The organism is Vreelandella sulfidaeris (assembly GCF_042429665.1).
In the GTDB taxonomy this organism is placed as follows: domain Bacteria; phylum Pseudomonadota; class Gammaproteobacteria; order Pseudomonadales; family Halomonadaceae; genus Vreelandella.
Window position 1 is genome coordinate 15352 of the sequence record NZ_JBHMAC010000020.1, and the last position, 20542, is coordinate 35893.

The 20542-nt window shown below is 53.8% G+C and carries 20 protein-coding genes and 2 tRNA genes; 11 read left to right on the forward strand and 11 right to left on the reverse strand.

What is annotated here, in order from left to right:
• Positions 1–51 precede the first annotated feature (51 nt).
• The 3 genes from ACFFLD_RS20260 to ACFFLD_RS20270 form a co-directional block, all read right to left on the reverse strand.
• Positions 52–1017, reverse strand: coding sequence for a zinc-binding metallopeptidase family protein (locus ACFFLD_RS20260; RefSeq protein ID WP_386043508.1), 966 nt, complete (start codon positions 1015–1017; stop codon positions 52–54).
• A 161-nt stretch (positions 1018–1178) separates the two neighbouring features.
• Entirely contained in the window at positions 1179–1910 is a 732-nt protein-coding gene (gene nfsA / locus ACFFLD_RS20265) for an oxygen-insensitive NADPH nitroreductase (protein ID WP_386043510.1), read from the reverse strand.
• 120 nt (positions 1911–2030) lie between these two features.
• Positions 2031–2522 carry a metallophosphoesterase family protein gene (locus tag ACFFLD_RS20270; RefSeq protein ID WP_386043512.1) on the reverse strand — a complete coding sequence of 164 codons (492 nt, stop codon included), beginning with the start codon at positions 2520–2522 and terminating at the stop codon, positions 2031–2033.
• Positions 2523–2756: 234 nt separating this feature from the next.
• Here ACFFLD_RS20270 and ACFFLD_RS20275 point away from each other — a divergent pair, with 234 nt between their 5' ends.
• Positions 2757–3524 (forward strand): class I SAM-dependent methyltransferase, encoded by a 768-nt coding sequence (locus ACFFLD_RS20275; protein WP_386043514.1) that lies wholly within the window; start codon positions 2757–2759, stop codon positions 3522–3524.
• A 77-nt stretch (positions 3525–3601) separates the two neighbouring features.
• Here the strand turns inward: ACFFLD_RS20275 and ACFFLD_RS20280 are convergent, their stop codons facing one another.
• Together ACFFLD_RS20280 and ACFFLD_RS20285 are read right to left on the reverse strand one after the other, a co-directional pair.
• Positions 3602–5281 (reverse strand): methyl-accepting chemotaxis protein, encoded by a 1680-nt coding sequence (locus ACFFLD_RS20280; protein ID WP_386043516.1) that lies wholly within the window; start codon positions 5279–5281, stop codon positions 3602–3604.
• Between the two features lie 131 nt (positions 5282–5412).
• Entirely contained in the window at positions 5413–5988 is a 576-nt protein-coding gene (locus ACFFLD_RS20285; protein ID WP_386043518.1) for a bactofilin family protein, read from the reverse strand.
• A gap of 207 nt (positions 5989–6195) precedes the next feature.
• Here ACFFLD_RS20285 and ACFFLD_RS20290 point away from each other — a divergent pair, with 207 nt between their 5' ends.
• Complete coding sequence (locus ACFFLD_RS20290; protein ID WP_386043520.1) at positions 6196–6771, forward strand: bactofilin family protein; 576 nt, start codon at positions 6196–6198, stop codon at positions 6769–6771.
• Between the two features lie 34 nt (positions 6772–6805).
• Here the strand turns inward: ACFFLD_RS20290 and ACFFLD_RS20295 are convergent, their stop codons facing one another.
• From ACFFLD_RS20295 to hemA, 5 genes are read right to left on the reverse strand one after another with little or no spacing between them, the layout of a single operon-like run.
• Positions 6806–7561, reverse strand: coding sequence for a HesA/MoeB/ThiF family protein (locus ACFFLD_RS20295; protein WP_386043522.1), 756 nt, complete (start codon positions 7559–7561; stop codon positions 6806–6808).
• A 4-nt stretch (positions 7562–7565) separates the two neighbouring features.
• The gene (locus ACFFLD_RS20300; protein WP_386043524.1) at positions 7566–8066 is read right to left on the reverse strand and encodes an Lrp/AsnC ligand binding domain-containing protein; all 501 of its coding nucleotides are present in this window, start codon (positions 8064–8066) and stop codon (positions 7566–7568) included.
• A gap of 33 nt (positions 8067–8099) precedes the next feature.
• Positions 8100–8948: a peptide chain release factor N(5)-glutamine methyltransferase gene (gene prmC, locus ACFFLD_RS20305; RefSeq protein ID WP_386043526.1), complete on the reverse strand. Its 849-nt coding sequence runs from the start codon at positions 8946–8948 to the stop codon at positions 8100–8102.
• Complete coding sequence (prfA, locus tag ACFFLD_RS20310; protein ID WP_386043527.1) at positions 8948–10036, reverse strand: peptide chain release factor 1; 1089 nt, start codon at positions 10034–10036, stop codon at positions 8948–8950. Before prfA ends, prmC begins: the two co-directional genes overlap by 1 nt.
• Positions 10033–11346, reverse strand: a complete 1314-nt coding sequence (gene hemA, locus ACFFLD_RS20315; protein ID WP_386043529.1) for a glutamyl-tRNA reductase — start codon at positions 11344–11346, stop codon at positions 10033–10035. Before hemA ends, prfA begins: the two co-directional genes overlap by 4 nt.
• Positions 11347–11602: 256 nt before the next feature.
• On the opposite strand from hemA, the gene ACFFLD_RS20320 reads away from it, so the two are divergent.
• The 9 genes from ACFFLD_RS20320 to ACFFLD_RS20360 all read left to right on the forward strand — a co-directional run bounded on the left by ACFFLD_RS20320 (position 11603) and on the right by ACFFLD_RS20360 (position 19041).
• The gene (locus ACFFLD_RS20320) at positions 11603–13423 is read left to right on the forward strand and encodes a tetratricopeptide repeat protein (protein ID WP_386043531.1); all 1821 of its coding nucleotides are present in this window, start codon (positions 11603–11605) and stop codon (positions 13421–13423) included.
• 151 nt (positions 13424–13574) lie between these two features.
• The gene (gene lolB, locus ACFFLD_RS20325; RefSeq protein WP_386043533.1) at positions 13575–14222 is read left to right on the forward strand and encodes a lipoprotein insertase outer membrane protein LolB; all 648 of its coding nucleotides are present in this window, start codon (positions 13575–13577) and stop codon (positions 14220–14222) included.
• Between the two features lie 14 nt (positions 14223–14236).
• Entirely contained in the window at positions 14237–15088 is an 852-nt protein-coding gene (gene ispE / locus ACFFLD_RS20330; protein WP_386043604.1) for a 4-(cytidine 5'-diphospho)-2-C-methyl-D-erythritol kinase, read from the forward strand.
• Between the two features lie 30 nt (positions 15089–15118).
• A tRNA-Gln gene (locus ACFFLD_RS20335) sits at positions 15119–15193 on the forward strand.
• Between the two features lie 58 nt (positions 15194–15251).
• A complete protein-coding gene (locus ACFFLD_RS20340) occupies positions 15252–16193 on the forward strand; it encodes a ribose-phosphate pyrophosphokinase (RefSeq protein WP_386043535.1) in 942 nt (313 codons plus the stop codon).
• A 96-nt stretch (positions 16194–16289) separates the two neighbouring features.
• A complete protein-coding gene (locus tag ACFFLD_RS20345; protein ID WP_386043537.1) occupies positions 16290–16934 on the forward strand; it encodes a 50S ribosomal protein L25/general stress protein Ctc in 645 nt (214 codons plus the stop codon).
• A 156-nt stretch (positions 16935–17090) separates the two neighbouring features.
• Positions 17091–17678, forward strand: coding sequence for an aminoacyl-tRNA hydrolase (gene pth / locus ACFFLD_RS20350; RefSeq protein ID WP_386043539.1), 588 nt, complete (start codon positions 17091–17093; stop codon positions 17676–17678).
• 117 nt (positions 17679–17795) lie between these two features.
• On the forward strand, positions 17796–18887 hold the full coding sequence (gene ychF, locus ACFFLD_RS20355; RefSeq protein WP_386043541.1) for a redox-regulated ATPase YchF: 1092 nt from the start codon (positions 17796–17798) through the stop codon (positions 18885–18887).
• Positions 18888–18964: 77 nt separating this feature from the next.
• Positions 18965–19041, forward strand: a tRNA-Met gene (locus ACFFLD_RS20360).
• A 67-nt stretch (positions 19042–19108) separates the two neighbouring features.
• Here the strand turns inward: ACFFLD_RS20360 and ACFFLD_RS20365 are convergent.
• Positions 19109–20428 (reverse strand): M18 family aminopeptidase, encoded by a 1320-nt coding sequence (locus ACFFLD_RS20365; RefSeq protein ID WP_386043543.1) that lies wholly within the window; start codon positions 20426–20428, stop codon positions 19109–19111.
• Positions 20429–20542 lie beyond the last annotated feature (114 nt).

The window sequence follows — 20542 nt, forward strand, 5'->3', positions numbered from 1 at the left end:
CGATAGTTTGCTACAAACTCTCGTTATAGTTTTTGAGTTACAGTCCTTGAGTTATAGTCCTTGCGCCCCGCGGCGCAACCAATCATGTACAAAGGCAAGTTTGCTCCGTGCTGTATCTGATAGCACAAAGGGATAGAGATCAGGCAGCCCCATTGAGCGATTGACGTGATTAACACCCATCGTTAGTGCTGCTGCCACATAGATGAGCTGGTCAGCGTCGTGCTCAGCATACGGCTCCCAGTGACTGCCTGGCAGTTCTGGAGAGGAGAGTCCGGAGGCTGCAAAGCTATCGGCAATATCCGTCAAGTGCAGCAAATGAGCCGCCGTTTCAGCCCAATCCTCGTGGGGGTGTGCCGAGGCATAAGTGGTCAAGTAACGCTCTTTCCAATCAGGCGGGGGGCCTTCTTGATAGTGGCGCTGAAGCGCAGCGGTATAATCCTGGCGCTCATCACCAAACGTCTCGCGGAATGCGTCAAGGAAATCCTTGCGCAGACTCAGCCGCCACCAAAGCATATGCGATATTTCATGTCGCATATGTCCAATCATGGTGCGATACGGCTCTTCCAGCGCTTCACGTCGAGTGGCCACCAGCACCGGATCTACCTCGGCAACACTAATCGTCACGACACCTTCAATATGCCCCATTGGAACTGGGGTCTTACCCTCCGCAAGCAGATGGAACACGGGGGGCGCGCCGGGATCCTCAGGGCGAAACCAATGCCAACGCCCCAGGTTATCCAGTACCCAGCGTTTAGCCGCTTCCGTTTGCGCCCAGTTCGGTATCGCATTCGGCAAACTAGGATCGGGCGCCAGGGCAGTCATGGCGCAAGAGCGACAAAAAGCGCCCTCTTCAGGCGCGATCCAATTACAGCCAATGATATCCCGATTAATACAAAAAGGCGGCATGGGCACAAAAGCCCTGGCCTGTGGGTCATAGGCAACGGGGGTACCGTTGGCCGTGGCAAGATTGTCAAACCAAAGGGAGCCAGAACCGACGGGATTAGAAAAAACGCGCATGCGGTTGAGCTCCTGATAATAAAGAAAAGAGAACGTGCATCACTTCTTGAACGTTCTCTTGTTGTATAGATGATTAAATAGAATCTAGCCTATTTATTTATTACCTTTCCTGGCTATTTCATCTCAAGGCCAGTTCATCTCAAGGCTATTTCATCTCAAAGCTACTTCATTTCAAAGCCACGCTTCACCAAAAATTCATGCATATGAGGGCGCAGTTTGGTATCAAATAATGGCTTAAGGTTTTGCGACCAGTCAGTATCCTTGTTGCTGCTCGTACGAGCCTGATAATAATCGTGCATAGTGGCGTCGAATGTTTTTACCTGCTCGTCATCTTCAGTGTAGTAGTCTTCTTTCAGAATAGCTTCCACGGGGAGTCGCGGTTTCACTTCAGGGGCGTGGTCAGGGTAGCCCAGACACATGCCAAACACGGGGTAGACATGCTGAGGTAAGCGTAGCAGGTCGCTAATTTCCTGAGGATTGTTACGAATACCGCCAATATAGCAAATACCTAACCCTTCGGACTCGGCGGCCACTGCTACGTTTTGCGCCATCAGTGCTGTATCCACCGTCGCCACCAGCAACTGTTCGGTCATCCCTCTGACTACATTTGCCCCTGTCTGCTCAGAAGCTTCCGTAGAACGTTTCATATCCGCACAAAAGACTAAAAAATCCGCACAACTAGCGATATAACTCTGACCTCCCGCAAGCTCAGCTATTTGCTCACGGTTGGCCTGATTTTTGACATGAATGACACTATACGCTTGAACATGACTGGACGTAGCGGCCCCCTGCCCCGCCTGAATAAGCTCGATCAGTAATTCACGTGCAATGGGACGGTCACTAAATTTGCGGATCGAACGGTGGGATTTAAGAAGATCAATAACGTTGCTCATAGAACCTCGCTTAGTTGGATAACACTTAACCGAATAATATGAGAATAGGGTAACAGAATCTCCGCACGTGACAGGATTTGCTTGGCATGCCCCGTCAACTGAAGTGGCATGCTTATTCAACTACAGCAAATGGATAATCGCCCCGCGCATACCGTTCTGATCTATCCATAGCTTGCCTAACGTAATAGGCAGCTTGAAGCGACGTTTCCCCGCAGCGCCAGGGTTAAAGAGCAGTTTTCCCGCCTGACATTCATTACGAGGTTTGTGGGAGTGACCATGCAATACCGCGTCGCAAGGTGTTGCTGAATCAAAATCTTCTAAACGATGAACAAGATGCAGGTGACGATCATTAACGATGAGATCCTGATGTAGTGGTAAACTTGCCGACCATGCTGCCGTGTCAATATTACCGCGCACGCAATGGACGAGGGCGATTGCTTCCAGGCGCTCCAGGATCGCTTTATCCACATCTTTGTTACCCACATCTCCTAAATGCAGAATTAGTTCGCATTCTTGTAGTAATAAGCACACCTCATCACGCAAGAGCCCATGAGTATCGGCAAGCACACCGATAGGCGAAGCAATGCTATAACGCATAATGGGTGGTTTCATTACTGTCCTTTTAGCTTACCTGTCTACATTGGGCGGCAACCTTATCGTAGCGCTTGGCAATAAAGCACTGCGCAACCGTCAGTCTGAAGGCATTAACCAAAACAAGGCAATGATCGAAATTATTGCTTCGATTTTCATTAGCCGCTAATAAGTTAGAGATTAGCAAGCTATACTAGTGTAGCACTATTTTATGACGCCCCCTTGATGGAATAATAACGACGCCAGGAAGCCGATATGACCAATACCCACCCAAGTGTGCCAGGACAAGAGTGGAACGCCAGCGGCTATGCTCAGAATGCCAATTTTGTGCCTAAGCTAGGCAGCGAAGTAGTTAAGCTTTTAGCACCACAACCCGGCGAACGCATTTTGGATCTTGGCTGTGGCGATGGCGCACTGTCAGAGCGCTTAATGCAACTTGGCGCCGATGTACTAGGCATAGACGCATCAGAAGAAATGGTTGAAGCCGCCCGTCAACGTGGCGTTACTGCTCGCGTGATTGATGGGCACCAAATGCCTTTTGATCATGAATTTGACGCGGTGTTTAGCAATGCAGCGCTACATTGGATGCTTGATCCCCAGGCCGTTTTATCTGGGGTTAAAAGGGCGTTAAAGCCCGGCGGACGTTTTGTTGCTGAGTTCGGCGGTCATGGCAATGTCGCCGCTATCTGTACGGCGCTGATAGCCGCACTTCAGTTTCGTGGCATTAGTGTGCGTGGCAGGCACCCCTGGTACTTTCCCACTCCCCAGGAATACGGCCACATATTGCAAACAGTAGGCTTCAAAGTAGACAGCATTGAGCTGATTCCGCGACCAACGCCGCTACCTACCGGCATGATTGGATGGCTTGAAACCTTTGCCAGCCCTTTCCTACATGGGTTGGATGAAGACATTCGTGAAGCCGTGCTTGAAAACACCTTAACGCTGTTAGGCCATAGCCTACGCGATGAGCAAGGAAACTGGTCGGCTGACTATGTTCGTTTACGTGTTTCGGCCCACGCATAGCGTTTAAGTGATAGTAAGCACTCACAGCCGCCGTTAATAGCCATACTTGATTAGCGGCGGCGTTGAGTTAATAACGGCTAGAATTCATCCCACTCATCAGCGGTGACTTTGTTACTTTTCGGCTCTTGCTGTGGCGGCAATGCATGGCGACGCTGCTTGATTTTTGTCTCTTGAGCAGCACGAGGCTCGGTTAGTGTTACGTTACTCTCTGCATTCTCATCTATACGGAAAGTAGCCATTAAGTCGGCGAGCTCGCGGGCTTGTCCTTCCAAAGAATTGGCAGCTGAGCTGGTTTGTTGCACCAGCGTAGCATTTTGCTGTGTTACGGAATCCATTTCGGTAAGCGCAGCGTTAATCTGCTCAATCCCACTCGTTTGCTCTCGGGTGGCGGTCGAAATTTCAGCCATCAGTGTCGTCACCTGGCGAATCGCGTCTACCGTTTGATGAATCGTCTGCCCACTGCGCTCTGCTTGCTCAGCCCCGCCGGTAATCTTCGCGGTGGTTTGCTCGATCAAATGACGGATCTCTTTCGCTGAGTCGGCGCTACGCGTTGCTAATGTGCGTACTTCGCTGGCCACCACCGCAAAGCCTCGCCCCTGTTCGCCTGCTCGCGCAGCTTCAACCGATGCATTAAGCGCTAGGATATTGGTTTGAAAGGCAATCGAATCAATCACACCAATAATATCGTTTACCTGACTTGCGCTGGCAGAAATATCGCGCATTAGCGCTACTGTGCGCTCGACCTCCTCACCGCCGGATTCGGCTGAATGTGACGCCGCGACCGAAAGATGATCCGCTTCTTGTGCCGTTTCAGCATTTTTCCTGACAGTAGCCGACATCTCCTCCATGCTAGAGGCGGTTTGCTGAAGCGCAGAAGCTTGCTGTTCAGTCCTTGAAGAAAGGTCCTGACTGCCCACTGAAATATCACCTGCCCCGCTAAAGACCTGCTCGCTACTGCCGCGCAACGCGATTACCAGCGTTTTTAACTTTTCCTGCATGGCAGCTAACCCAATGTACAGCTGACCAATTTCATTGCGGCCGCGATCTTCAATGTGGCTTGTCAGATCACCATCGGCAATCCGTGAAAAATGCTCACTGGCCTCACGAAGCGGCCTGACCACTATGCGCATCATTGCCCACCTGATCACCAGCGCCGCCGCAATTGACACTAGTAGAAGCGCAATGGCAATGACGCCAATCACGGTTTCAAGTTGATTGACCTGTCGAAGGACGTTCGCCCCGCGCTCTTCGGTATAGGCAATAAACCCACTCATTGCCGCATCCAACTCGGTGCTTAAGGCTCCCAGCGCTTCTTGTCTACGCTGAATTTGAAAAGGGGCAGCGTCTAATAAAGGCACCATGCCTTCCGTCACAAACGCTGTATAGGCACTGATAATGGCATCACGGTGGGGGGCTAGCGTGCCGTCAGGATCGATGGGCACGTCACGAAATTCCTGAAAGCGCGCCTCAGCATCTGCAACGGCCTGGGCCGCCATGGCAAGGCTCTCCTGGCCTTTTTCTGGGTTACCCTGAGTACTAAAATTTGCGGAGCGATCCAGGAAGGTTTGCGCTCTTAGTGCATTGACTTGTGTCCGGTTAGCTAGGTTCGTGAGCCGCACGTTAGTAGAGGCTAGCTCTTCCAGTACCTGCGAACTGTTGTTGTTAGCATAAAATCCAAGACCGCTGATCAGCCCTATCATAAGCACTAGCAAGGCTAACGCAGCCGTCAGGCTCCATTTAAGAGAAAGGTGCTTCATCCCGTTGATCCTTTTTTAGTTTATAAGCTGTTTATACTTAAGTATCAGCCAAGCAAAGGATCGCCGAAACACTCCAGCGCAGTGATTAAGGTTGGCAACGTGCACCCTGCCATAGATGACCCGTATCTGACTTACGACACCATGGCCACTTTTGGGCGACTGGCTTTTTTGGCCACATCTACCTGAAGCCAGGCGCCCGCCGCACACTCCAGACACGGGGCTTCGATTGCCCCCTGAAGGCGCGCTCTCGATAGCAGCGTGGCCTTCTTATTAGCTCTCAACGTCCCGGCAAGATGTCCATCAATATCGACACAGTCCCCCTCGACGTAAGACGTGACATAGCCAGTCGAAGTGATTGTGACAGGGTGATTGGGAGCAAGGAGCGTGCCTTCTAAGCGACCTTTAACCAGCACGGGTTCGTCGGCGATCAGCTTGCCTGAAATCTGAGTAGCTGCGCCAATGAGGCTGCCCTCGCGGATACGTTTTGGCTCGGGCTTCGCGATGGGAACGACAGCGGGCTTTGCAGCAGGATGTGAAAACGCTAAATACGGCACGCTAGCGGGGAGAGACGCATGAATCGCAGATGCATGTTGACGGTTAGCAGTGTGGTTAGAAAGACGCTCTTTTGCTTTCAGGCGCTTACCATCCCATACAATCAGCGTCATTGAGATAACGCCTAATATAATAAACCATGCTTGAATGCCCATATCTTTATCCTGCCGCCTCAGATGTGGTTAGCCCAGTTAATGTTATACGCGTTCTACTTTCTGATGACGGCGTGAATAAGCCACCTCACTCGGCTTAACTCTGGGCTTTGTTAAGGGAGCAAGCAGACTAAAGTGGAGGATGACTTTTTTCATGCTCGTTACCTCAGCCTAGATAGTTCGCTGACGCCATTCACCAGGAGTTACTCTATGTTTAACAAAGCCAAGCATGCCACCACTGAGGATAACGCCAAGACGTTAGTAGCGCCTGAAACTCGGCCAGCATCGTCCTCTGGACCATCAAGCCGGCCAAGCCTTTCGGTGATTGGCAGCCAAACGCAAGTAGAAGGCGATATTAATAGTGATGAGGATTTGACGATTGAAGGTCGCGTCAGTGGCGTTATTACCTGCAAACAACATACGGTAACGCTAGGAGCCAATGGCTATGTTAACGGCGATGTGTTTGCTCACACGCTACATGTATCGGGTGAAATAAACGGCAACTTGGTCGTCCTCAATCGTGCCACGATTCACAAAGGCGCGCAGGTGTCAGGCACGATCATTGCCCCATGCCTAGTATTGGAGGACGGAAGCGTTTTCCACGGTAGTATCGATATGAACCCGAACAACGAAATACTAAAAAGTGCCTTTAACGACACGAAACCAAGCGCTCCAACCTCATCAGCGCGTCGCAACGACTCGGCGCCTGTCGTGCAAAACGCCGCTACTGACACCCAGACTAACGCGCCGAAAACCGTCGAAAAACAAGGTAAAACAAGCGCTTAAAGAGGCTAAAACGCCCTCAGTTGCTGTGTGGATATTAATATCGTTGAGCGCAGACCGGGCACGCGGGGTCGCGTGGCACCTTAAAGTGGCGCCATTGGCCGCTTAATCCCTCAAACGTTGAGAGACCTTGATGAATAGTGCCTGCCCCACTCAATAGCTTGAATGCCTCTACCGCTTGAAAGCAGCCTATTACGCCTACCAGCGGCGCCATCACCCCGCTTTCAGCGCAACTGAGTGCTTCATCGCCCTGATCATCAGGCGGATAAAGGCAGGCGTAGCACGGGCAATTTACATCACGCGGGTCAAATACCGCTAACTGGCCTGAAAAACGGATTGCCGCCCCGGAAATCAGCGGTACTTTTGCCTTCTGCGATGCAGCGTTGATCATGTACCGGCTTGAGAAGCGGTCAGTACAATCCAGCACCACATCGGCTGACGCCACCAGTGCCTCAAGCGGTTCGCCTTTCACATCCTGGTCTAACGCGACCACCTCGCAGTGCGGATTAAGCGCCTGCATACTGGCCTGGGCAGAGTGCGCTTTATTCATCCCTAGACTGTTTTGATGGTGGGCAATTTGGCGTTGAAGATTGGAAAGTTCGACCTGATCGGCATCGGCAATCGTGATTTTCCCTACCCCGGAGGCGGCTAAATAAAGCGCTGCCGGAGAGCCTAGCCCCCCTGCGCCAATAATCAACGCATGAGCCGAGTGCAGACGCGTCTGCCCCTCAATATCTACCTCAGGAAGCATAATCTGACGGCTATAGCGCAGCAGTGCCTGGTCATCCATCATCGGGTTACTTGTCCTCAAATTCCTCAAAAGCGGGAATATGTAGATTGAAGCTCTCTTTTACTTCTTCCATCACCACGTAGCTTTTAGACTCTTTAACGCCTGGAAGCGTCAGCACCACGTCTCCCAGCAGTTGACGATAAGCGGCCATTTCTGGAATGCGGCATTTTAAAATGTAATCGAACTGCCCCGACACAAGGTGGCACTCCTGTATCTGCGGCAACGTCTCGACAGCGCGACGAAACTCATCAAAGACCGCAGGTGACTGCGTTTCTAAACTAATTTCAACAAAAACTAATAAATTAGCTTTTAACGCACAGGGATCAAGAATCGCCTGGTAGCCACGAATGATACCCGCCTTCTCTAAACGTTTGACCCGCTCAAGGCAAGGGGTGGTCGATAGACCCACTTCCGAAGCTAAATCAACGTATGAAATACGTGCATTTTCCTGCAGGCAGCGCAGAATTTTAAGGTCGATACGGTCCAGCGTTCTATTTTTAGATTTCATGCCAGGATCCAATACTGATAAATCAGGGAGTTATCAAAGATGCCCTAGGGTAACCCGTTCATGGCCGCCCAGATCAAAAACGCTTTCAACGTTTTGATAGCCAGCATTAATCAACGCTTCGCGCACCTGGGCTGCTTGGTTATAGCCGTGTTCAAGCAGCAACCAACCTGACGCCGTTAAATAGTGCTGTGCTGACGTTACCAGATACAGTAAATCAGCCATGCCATCGGCGTTTGATACCAACGCTGAGCGTGGCTCAAAACGTACATCGCCTTTGCTTAGATGAGGATCATCGGCGGCGATATAAGGGGGGTTACTAACAATAATATCGAACTGCGTATCAGCTTCACCGGCAGCCTCCAGCGCACTAAACCAGTCACTTTGCGTAAACCGAGCATTCTTTATCGATAATGCGTCCGCATTACGAGTCGCCAACTCGACCGCTTCTTTACGTAGATCGACGCCAAGTACGTGCCAGTGTGGCTGTTCGCTGGCAAACGCCAGCGCAATAGCGCCAGTCCCGGTTCCCAAATCCAGTAGTCGGCCTTGTGGGCTTAGCGCTCGGCTCAGCGCCTGCTCTACCAAGGTTTCAGTATCGGGCCTGGGAATTAACGTGTCAGGTGAGGTCGCTAAGCGCAACCCCCAGAATTCGCGTTCACCAGTAAGGTAAGCAACCGGTGTGCCCTGGGCACGGGCCGCTATCAATGCATCGAACCTATCGCGCTCTCCTTGCGGACATTGTTTATCCCCCCACGTATAGAGCCACGTACGGTCACGTCCAAGAACGTGACCTAACAGCACTTCAGCATCGACGCGAGGCGAATCGATGCTGGCGGCCTGTAGCCTCTGAACGGCCTGCTTAAGCAGTTCATCAAGCGACATTAGGCGTCCTGAAGGGCTGACAGTTGTTCTGCTTGATACTCATGAATCAGCGGATTAATCACATCATCCAGTTGCTCACCGCTGACCACTTCATTGAGCTTATAAAGGGTTAGATTGATGCGGTGATCGGTAATCCGCCCCTGGGGAAAGTTATAGGTGCGAATACGTTCACTGCGATCCCCCGAGCCAACCAACGAACGACGCGCATCCGCTTGCTCCTGGCGCTGGGAATCCACGGCGTTTCGTTTCAGCTTGGCGGCCAGCAGTGACATCGCTTTAGCACGGTTTTTATGCTGACTGCGCTCCTCCTGACACTCCACCACCACACCGGTAGGTAAGTGAGTAATCCGGATGGCCGAGTCGGTGGTGTTAACGTGCTGCCCACCGGCGCCACTGGAACGGTAGGTGTCGACGCGCAGATCAGCCGGATTGATATCGATATCGCCCACGTCATCGACTTCAGGCATGACCGCCACGGTGCAGGCAGAGGTGTGGATACGGCCCTGCGACTCTGTCGCTGGTACGCGCTGTACGCGATGGGCGCCGGATTCAAATTTCAGCTGTGCATAGACGCCATCGCCCTTCACGCGGGAAATAATCTCTTTATAGCCGCCCTGCTCGCCGTGGCTGGCGCTGACGATTTCGACCCGCCAGCCGCGTTTCTCTGCGTAACGTGAGTACATACGAAACAGGTCGCCAGCAAAGATAGCCGCCTCATCGCCGCCGGTACCCGCGCGCACTTCCAGAAATATGCCTCGACCATCGTCAGGGTCTTTAGGTACGAGCAAGCGCTTCAACTCTGTGTCTAGCTCAGCTAGCCGCTCGCGCCCTTCGCTAAGCTCCATCTCCGCCAGCTCGCGCATGTCAGCATCACTATCGCGGCTAAGCTGCTCGGCTTCTTCCATGTTGGTTTCGATATCACGATAGCGCTGCCAAGCTGCCACGAGCTCCTCTAGTTCAGCATACTCACGGGAGTAGTCGCGAAAGCGCTGCTGATTATTGATTACGTCAGGATCCGACAGCAACATCGCCAGTTCTTCAAACCGTTCCGTAAAGCTGTCTAAGCGTTGGCGCAAGGTCTCTTTCATGCGGGCGTATCATCCTTCTGGCGGTTTTTTGTCGTCGCCGGTGCAGCCTCAAAGGCTGGCTTAGCAGGCAATAGCAGTCGCGTTGCCGCATTTAAAAGCTCGTGTTGCTCTTCAGAAGCGGCGTCGCGTATTGCCTGAGTAGGCTGGTGGAGGAGACGGTTAGTCAACTGATGTGCCAAACGTTCAATGATTTTAGCAGGGTCTTCGCCACGGGCGAGCCGCTCCAGCGCCTGGTCACGAGAAATATCACGTAGTTCTTCGCCATGCTGGCGGTAGTCACGAATCAATTCACCGCCGTGGCGAATGCGTCGCTCGTGCTGCCAACTACCCACGCCATGCTCAATCAGCGATTCGGCTTGATCAGCAGCAACCTGGCGATGTCGGCGATTTTCCTGGATCACTTCTTCCAGGTCGTCCACGGTGTACAAAAATACATCCGCTAACTCACCTACTTCAGGTTCGATATCGCGTGGTACTGCAATATCCACCATAAATACTGGCCGGTGACGGCGTTTTTTAAGGGCGCGCTCGACCATTCCTTTACCAAGAATGGGCAGAGGGGCCGCGGTGGAGGAGATAATGATATCAGCATGCTCAAGCGCCTCAGGGATTTCCTGAAGTGTAATGGCGGTCCCGTTTAAAGGACCTGCCACGAGTTCGGCACGCTCTCGGGTACGGTTGGCGACTGTTAGCTGGTGAACGCCGGCTTCGTGTAAATGACGGGCGACCAGTTCAATGGTTTCACCAGCACCAATTAGCAGCGCGCGGGAGCGGCTGAAATCGTCAAAAATGCGGCTGGCCATACTGACCGCAGCATAGGCCACCGATACCGGGTTTTTACCGATGCCTGTTTCGGTACGCACTTGCTTGGCCACGGCGAATGTATGCTGGAATAGCCGCTCAAGCTCGCCTCCCAACCCTTTCGATTGACGCGCCTGCTGATAAGCGTCTTTCAACTGACCGAGAATTTGCGGCTCGCCCAGTACCATTGAGTCCAGGCCCACCGCCACACGCATTAAATGGCGCGCGGCATCATTATCTAAATAGTGATAGGCACAGCGCGTTAGCTCATCGACGCGTAAGTTATGAAAGCGTCCGAGCCAATTGAGGACCGCCTGCTCGCCAGCAGCATCCGTGACGCAATAGAGTTCCGTGCGGTTGCAGGTAGAAAGCACCGCCGCTTCACTCACTTGTGGCAGGCCACGCAATTCAGTCAACGCGGTTTCAAGCTGCGTTGGCGTAAAAGCGACCTGCTCACGTACAGCCACGCTGGCGGTACGATGATTTATTCCCAGGGCAAGAAGCGTCATGCGTTATGCGTCTTCGCTAGTGTGTCGGACTGTTCGTCAACCGCCGGTCTAATAAGCGGCTACAGCGTCAATTAGGGCTTGCTAAAACAAGTCTTGGGGATAGGGTGAGCACGACCTAACAACATGTATATGCGTTGCTCCCCACTTTTTTCAAGGGAAACATTCTAGCACAGCAGGCCATCATCTGGCCCACACCACTTTGCCGCAGGCAGGCAAGCCGCTATGCTGGGCATTCGGCCACCAAATCGAGAGACGCATGCGACCTCGCTCACACCTTTTTAGCTCTACCTTGTCGAGCTTTTCATTTCCGAGCTCTGCATTAACGCGCTCGGCGCTATTGCCCGTGGCCGCCGTCGCTTTGCTACTCAGCGGCTGTCAGTCCTCGCCTAACCTGCAGGATAGGTCATCGGCCAGTTGGGCTGAAGACCCCATGCGCAACGCGCCGCCGATCACCCGCGGGCTGGATGCCAACAGTTTAAGCACGCTGCTGGGTGCTGAGCTTGCTGGCCAGCGGGGCGATTACCGTTACGCAAGCCAGGGCTACCTAGAGGCAGCACAACGCTATCCGGCCCCCGAGCTTGCCGAACGCGCCACCTTTGCAGCCCGCTTTAGCAACGATGCCCCTCTCATTGAGGCGTCCGCGCTGCGCTGGCGGGAACTGGCGCCACAGGCTGAAGCCCCGAACCGTCTGCTGGCGGCGTTTTCGATGCAGCGCGGCGACTGGCTCGACAGCCTTGCCCAGCGTCTGGACATCGTTAAGGCGGGCGGCCATGGCGACGTGGCCGCCTTTGCTGAAATGGCGGTAGCGGAGGGCGCGCCGTTAACATTAATCGCCCAGCAGCTACACGAACATTTAGCCCGCCCTGATGCCGACCAATTGGAGCACCACAGCGACGTACTGCTAGCCACGGCGTTAATTGAAGCCGCACTCGGCGACACCGCTCGCGCTCAGCAGCGGCTGGATCACGTCGCCACGCTTACTCCTGAGTCAGCAACCTTGTGGTTAGTAAATGCTCGCTTGGCGCTGAATACAGGGGATTACTCGGCGGCAAGGCAAGCGGCCCGCCAGGGCCTGGCGCTTGCGCCTGACGATGTACGCTTTATCTTGCTGCTGGCCCAGGCGGAAATTCGTCTCAACAACATTAGTGCTGCCGAGATTCAAACAGATGCCTTGCTGGAGAGCCATGGAGGCAATGAGGATCTACGCGTATCGCTGGCCCAACTCTATTTAGAAGAGGGCCACCCCGAACCGGCTAAACGCCTATTGCAGCCACTAATGGGTCAACCCGAGGTACCTAACTTAGCGTACTACCTGCTCGGCGCGATTGCTCAATCCAAAGGCGAGACTGACAATGCGCTCATCTACTACCGCCAAGTGAGCGAGGGAGATGAGTTTTTGCCTGCGCGTGCGGCAGCGGCGCAGATGCTGATTGAAGAAGACCGCCTGCTGGATGCCCGCGCTTTTTTGCGTATTGAGCGCATGCGCTTTGATCGCTATTTTACTGAGCTGGTAATGCTTGAGGCGCAACTCCTTGATGAAGCCAATCTACAAGAAGAGGCGAATGCGCTGCTGGATCGCGAAATCACCCGCACGCCTGACGATGCCTCGCTGCTTTATATGCGCGCGATGCGCCGATGGGAAGCTGGCGATCTGGCTGGCATGGAGGATGATTTACGCCAGATATTACTCATCAACCCAAACAATGCCGAAGCATTGAATGCCTTGGGCTACACGCTGGCCGATCTCAACATAGCGGGGCGGTTAGAGGAGGCGTTTGAATTAATTGAGCGCGCTTATGAGGCAGCTCCCGATAACCCCGGCGTGCTCGACAGCATGGGTTGGGTATATTTCCGCCTAGGCCAGCCCGAGCAAGCGCTGCTTTGGCTTGAAAGCGCCTACATGCAAATGCCAGATCAAGAAGTGGCCGCTCATTTAGCGGAAGTATTGCATGCACTGGGGCGCAACGAAGAAGCCCGTCAGTTGCTGGAACGCCTTATGCAGAGAACCAGCCTGCACCCGCAGATTGACCACCTGCTTGAACGCTACCCGGAACTAACACCGACCAACGTGCACTGATAACATGTCGAGCTAATGCTACCGGCACACTAGCATCGGGATTGCCGATGCAGTGGTTACCGATACAGTGGTCACATATGGGGCAACGAGGATAGCGTTAATGCTACCTTTATAGCCCCTTTAACATCTTCATTTTAATGGAATCTAACCTATGCCGACACTGACGTCTCACATCCCCGGCCAGATTGCGCGCTTTCCCTCACCGCGCTTATGGCTCGCGGGCCTTGCCCTTCTTTTGCTTGCTGGGTGTGCCACCCAAACCCCAATGGACGAGGGTGGTCGCCAAGCAGGCCAGTGGGAGCGCCAGCAGGCTCAGGTAGAGGCGTTCGACACCTGGACGCTTATTGGCAAAGCGGGCTTACGCACGCCGCAAGAAAACGTCAGCGCCAATCTGGACTGGAACCAAACCCCTTACTATTTCCGCATGTTGATCAGCGGTCCTTTCGGTGGTGGCCGTAGTGTACTGGAAGGGCGCGAAGGACGGTTTTCGCTGACCAATAGCGAAGGACGTTTCGAAGCCGAAACGCCCGAAGCCCTGATGGAAGAGCAGTTGGGCTGGTCGTTACCGGTCAGTGCCATGCCTGACTGGGTGCGGGGCCTGCCCGGCGACCATTCTAGTTACCAGCTGGAAACCGATGAGCTGGGCTTTCCAAGCCATCTCGCCCAAGACGGATGGAAAATTGATTACCGAGACTGGGAACAGTTTGAGGATATGTGGCTACCGCGCAGACTCGTGATGCATTACGACGATGTACGCATTACGCTGGTCGTCAATCAATGGCAAACCAACGACAACTAAGCGTGACGACTGCAATGATGGCGCCGTTAACACTGCCCTCCCCGGCCAAGTTGAATCGCATGCTGCATATCGTGGGCCGTCGTAAAGACGGCTATCACTCGCTGCAGACGCTGTTTCAGTTTATCGACCTATGCGATCACCTTACCCTGACGCCTCGTCACGATGGCCAGGTTCAGTTAACCAGTGAGGTGGACGGTGTCGATCATGATGACAACCTAGTCGTGCGCGCGGCTAAATTATTGCAGCGTCATAGCGGCACGTCACTAGGGGCCACCCTGTCGATTGAAAAACAGCTTCCCATGGGGGGCGGATTGGGAGGCGGCAGCTCCAACGCAGCCACCACACTCGTAGGCCTTAACCAGCTGTGGCAGCTTCACTTGCCACTGGAAACGTTGGCTGAACTTGGCCTACAGCTGGGAGCCGATGTCCCTGTCTTTGTACACGGCCATAGCGCCTGGGCTGAAGGTATTGGTGAACAGCTCAGTGCGGTAACGTTGGATACCCCATGGTTTGTACTTATTCACCCCGGGATCAGTGTGTCGACTCCTGCCGTGTTCCAAGACCCGCAATTGACACGTGACAGCCGCCCCATTACTATGGCGCGCGCACTGCAGGGGGGAGCGTCGGAGTGGCGCAATGACTGTGAGGCCGTAGTGAAGGAGCGCTATCCGCCTATTGCGGAGGCTCTAGACTGGCTTACACAGCATGCACCTAGTCGACTGACCGGCACGGGTGCTTGTGTGTTTGCTGCGTTTGAGACGCAACAAGCGGCGCAGGCTACTGCATATTTAGCTGCTGAACGCTGGTCGACATGGGTAGCACGCGGGCTCAACACCTCTCCCCTACATGATGCTCTGGGCGGCTGAAAACGTCCGGTCATTGCATTAGGTTATTGTTGGGGTATCGCCAAGTGGTAAGGCACCGCTTTTTGGTAGCGGCATTCCCAGGTTCGAATCCTGGTACCCCAGCCAACCTGATGGTTGTCTGCGTTTTCTCCCCTGATTCCCAACACTGCAAAGGTGGCTGCGCGTGTCAAAATTGATGGTTTTCGCCGGGAATGCCAATCCCGTACTCGCTCATAAAATTGCCGAGAGCTTAGACAGCCGTATGGGCAATGCTACGGTGGGTCAATTCAGCGACGGTGAAATCGCAGTCGAGATCAATGAGAACGTGCGCGGTAAGGATGTCTTCATCCTGCAATCCACCTGTGCACCGACGAACGATAACTTGATGGAGTTGATTCTGATGGTTGACGCGTTGCGTCGTGCCTCAGCAACTCGCATTACGGCGGTACTTCCCTACTTTGGTTATGCTCGTCAGGATCGCCGTGTGCGCTCCGCGCGAGTGCCTATTTCCGCCAAAGTGGTTGCCGACATGATGGTCAAAGCCGGCGTTGACCGCGTGATGACCATGGATCTGCACGCAGACCAAATCCAGGGTTTCTTCGATGTGCCGGTCGACAACGTCTACGGCTCACCGATTCTGCTGGACGATATTGAGCGTCAGAACTATAGCGACCTCGTTGTCGTATCGCCGGATGTAGGCGGCGTTGTACGCGCTCGCGCCATCGCCAAACAGCTCAATGCCGATCTTGCCATCATCGATAAGCGTCGCCCTCAGGCCAATCAAGCCCAGGTCATGCATATTATCGGTGAAATTGAAGGCCGTACCTGTGTGGTGGTCGACGACATGATCGATACTGCCGGCACGCTATGCAAAGCTGGCGAAGCACTCAAGGATCACGGCGCCAAGCGTGTTGTGGCCTATGCGACACACCCAATCTTGTCTGGCCCGGCGGTCGACAATATTACCAACTCTGTGCTGGACGAAGTGGTGGTGACCGACACCATCCCGCTATCCGAGATTGCACGTCGGAGCGGCAAAATTCGCCAGTTGAGCGTTGCCGGCCTGATCGCAGAAGCGATTCGCAGGGTCAGCAACGAAGAATCTGTCAGCGCGATGTTCCACTAATCGTCTGACGATATAGCCCCCTTTTGGGGCCACGGAAGCGTCGCCGTCTGGTCGCGGTCGACGGCGTATTCCTTACTTAAACTAAGAGGCAATTCCATGTCTGATTTTATCCTGAAAGCCGAAGTTCGTAATGACCTGGGGAAAGGTGCGAGCCGCCGCCTGCGTCGTGCGAACCAGCAAGTGCCCGCCGTTGTATACGGTGGCGAGAAAGGCGCGCAGTCTATCTCTGTCGAAAAAACCGCTTTCTACAAAGCGATCGAAGATGAGTCCTTCTTCTCCTCAGTTATCAAACTGATGATCGACGGCAAAGAAGAGCAAGTCGTTGTGCGTGATCTACAGCGCCACCCGTTCAAGCCGTTGCTGACTCACGCTGACTTCTTGCGCGTTGACGCCACTCACGAAATCACCATGAACGTGCCGCTGCACGTCACTGGTGAAGAACAGTGTGTCGGCATCAAGGACCAAGGCGGTGAACTGCACGTACTGGCCAACGAAGTGGCGATCAGTTGCTTGCCGAAAGACCTGCCTGACTTCATTGAAGTCGACATCGCGGCGATTGAGCTTGGCACTACACTGCACCTGTCAGATCTTAACCTGCCGGCCGGCGTCACCTCTGTTGACCTGTCCCACGGTGAAGAGCACGACAACGCAGTACTGAGCATCACGAAAGTGAAAGTACGTGATACAGAAGAAGACGAAGACGGTGAAAACGAAGGCGAAGAAGATTCTAGCGCCGAGTAAGCATTCGTCGTTGAGCATCCTATTAGGGCCATGTCTGTATGGCCCTAATAATGCTGACATGATGTTAAAATCAAGCGCTTCGGCGCTTGATTTTTTTTGCGACTGTCGCGGAGGCGATGTCGCCCATGACTCTAGGATATTGTGTGAGGTGGCAAGATGAGCCAGGTAACGGCCATTATTGGCTTAGGCAACCCCGGTGCGGAATACCACGAGACACGCCATAATGCTGGTTTCTGGATGGTAGACGCGATTGCCCACAGCGCCCATGCTGAACTGCGCCCGGAAAAAAAGTTTCTCGGCCACTATGCCAAAGTACGTCTAGGCGAGCATGAGGTCCACTTACTCAACCCTGTCACCTTTATGAACCGTAGTGGCGCCTCAGTGGCGGCCTTGTGTCAGTTTTTTAAACTAACTCCCGACAATTTGCTGGTTGCCCACGACGAACTCGACCTCCCCCCCGGCCAGGCGCGCTACAAAACCGGCGGCGGGCACGGCGGTCACAATGGCCTGCGTGACATCATCAGCGCGTTAGGCAATCAGAAGCAGTTTCACCGGGTGCGGATTGGTATTGGTCATCCCGGCGAGGCGCGCCAGGTCACCAATTACGTACTTGGTCGTCCTGGCAAGCCCGAACAAGAGGCCATTGGCCATGCGATGGATGCTTGCCTTGCGACGCTTCCGCTAGCACTTTCTGGCGACTGGGCAAAAGCCATGAATCAGCTCCATAGCGTGAAACCGGACTAGCCTTGCGTGAAACAGACGGGGCATGCCGGTGGCTGACAACTGACTCATCTCGTAGAATGGCGATAACGCTTACGCCTTACCTCTCTATCCTCAAGTACATTTTTTCAGGAACATTTTATGGGTTTCAATTGCGGCATCGTGGGTCTACCCAACGTCGGCAAGTCCACACTGTTTAATGCGCTGACGAAGTCAGGCATCGATGCAGAAAACTTCCCTTTCTGCACCATTGAGCCAAATGTCGGCATTGTTCCCATGCCCGACCCACGCCTCGATAAGCTTGCCGAGATCGTCAAGCCGCAAAAAGTGCTGCCGACCACCATGGAATTTGTTGATATCGCAGGCTTGGTCGCCGGGGCATCAAAAGGCGAAGGCTTGGGTAACAAGTTCCTGGCCAATATTCGTGAGACCCAGGCGATCGCTCACGTAGTGCGCTGCTTTGATAATGACAACGTTATCCACGTGGCCAATCAGGTCGACCCGCGCGCCGATATCGAAACGATCAATTTAGAGCTGGCACTCGCCGACCTGGATACCGTCGAAAAAGCCAGTCAGCGCCTGGTTCGCTCTGTGAAGGGCGGCGACAAAGATGCCATTGCCACCAAAGCGATTCTTGATCGTATCCAGCCGCACGTGGCCGAGGGCATGCCCTTGCGCAGCTTTGGCTTAAGCGAAGAAGAGCAGCGCCAGGTGAAGAGCTTCGGCTTTTTGACTCTGAAGCCGACCATGTACATTGCCAACGTCAATGAAGACGGTTTTGAAAACAATCCCTACCTGGATATTGTTAACGAAATCGCCGCAGAAGAAGGCGCGCTGGTGGTGCCTGTTTGTAACCAGCTAGAAGCCGAAATTGCCGAGCTGGATGACGAAGAGCGCAGCATGTTCCTGGCCGAGATGGGCATGGATGAGCCAGGGCTTGATCGTGTCATCCGCGCGGGCTACTCATTACTAGGACTGCAAACCTACTTCACTGCCGGCGTTAAAGAAGTTCGCGCCTGGACAGTAAAAGAAGGCGCAACAGCCCCTGAAGCCGCTGGCGTGATTCATACCGATTTCCAAAAAGGCTTTATCCGCGCCGAAGTGATCGCCTATGACGACTTCGTTACACTCGGTGGTGAGCAAGGCGCCAAGGATGCCGGCAAGTGGCGCCTGGAGGGCAAAGAGTACATTGTCAAAGATGGCGATGTCGTCCACTTCCGCTTCAACGTCTGATAGGTCGCCAGCATCATTGCCAGCAACAATATATTGACGACTGAGGGCGTTACGAGTATCATTCGCCCCCGTTGAAAGGCTACGTAGCTCAGCTGGTTAGAGCACATCACTCATAATGATGGGGTCCCCTGTTCAAATCAGGGCGTAGCCACCATATTCAAGCAAAAGCCCGCTGCCATTAGCAGCGGGCTTTTTGTTTTAGTAGCGTTTCATACAGCTTTTTAGTGCAGCGTCGCTCGGTTTAAAAACAACGTCAGCGCACGGGTAAGGTATTCGACATCCTTAGCGCCCGCGGTTTCACGAATCGAATGCATCGCCCACTGAGGAACCCCCACATCAATAGTGGGCACGCCTATTCCTGACGCAGTAATTGGGCCGATGGTACTGCCACAGCCCATATCCGCCCGCGTTGCAAAAGATTGTACCGGCACGTCCGCTTCGCGACAGACATCTCGAAACAACGCCCCCGTGACACTATTCGTGGCATAGCGCTGGCTGGCATTGACCTTGACCACCGGACCACCGTTAATGGCCGGGCCGTGACGTTCATCGTGTTTGTCACGAAAATTGGGATGCAGTGCGTGGGCGTTATCGCATGAGATCATCAACGACGATTGAATCAATTGAATCAGCGACTCTTCACTTCCCTTATTGCCATCCCTGCCCCCCATCTGGCCATTAATGCGCGTCAGCACATCCGCCAGGAAAGGGCCTTGTGCACCGCAGGCACTGGCACTACCCACTTCCTCGTGGTCGTTGGCGACCAGCACGGAACCTTGGTGGCCATCGCATGCAAGCAACGCCTCTAGCCCCATAAAACAGGAAAGCAGATTATCCAGCCGAGCGCTGGCGACTAGCTCTTGTCTAATGCCCACCAGGGAGGGTGGCTGAACATCGTAAAACGCCAATTCAAAATCGACCACCTCCACATTACGTAGCCCATGCTGTTCGGTAACCCATTGCGTCACTAGCTCAGCTAACGTTGCCGTTTCGCTCTGCATCAACACGGGAGCCATCTGAGTCTGCGGGTTCAGCGGACGGCCGCTATTGACATCACGATCCAAGTGGATGGCCAGGCTCGGCACCATCGCAATCGGTTTGGCGACATTCAGTAATACGCTTTCCAGACGCCCATCGGCATGACGCACATGCACGCGTCCCGCCAAGCCCAAGTCGCGATCAAACCAGGGCGCCAGCAACGCGCCTCCATAGACCTGCACGCCAAGCTGTAGCCAGCCAGCAGAGCGCTGAGTCGCATTAGGTTTCAAGTGCAGCCCTGGGCTATCCGTATGCGCGCCGATCATGCGCAGCGATGCCAGTTCGGCCTCAGGCAACTGAAAAGCAATAATCGCCGAGTCATTACGCGTCACGTAGTAACGCTTACCAGGCGTTAATTGCCAGTTCGCCTTCTCTTCCAGCCGCTGAAATCCGGCTTGTTCCAAGCGCGTGGCCATATTGGCAGTGGCATGCCAAGGCGTCGGTGATTGACGTAAAAAATCGCATAGACGTGTTAAGCGCTCAGCGTTGAAAGTCTCGGACATGTAAATCCTCATAACCGTAATGATTGAGTCTCATAGTGCAAACGACCTGCTACAATACTCCCTCGGCCTACGCAACTCATGGGTCATTTGCGTGTCTAGGGAACGATGAGTGTA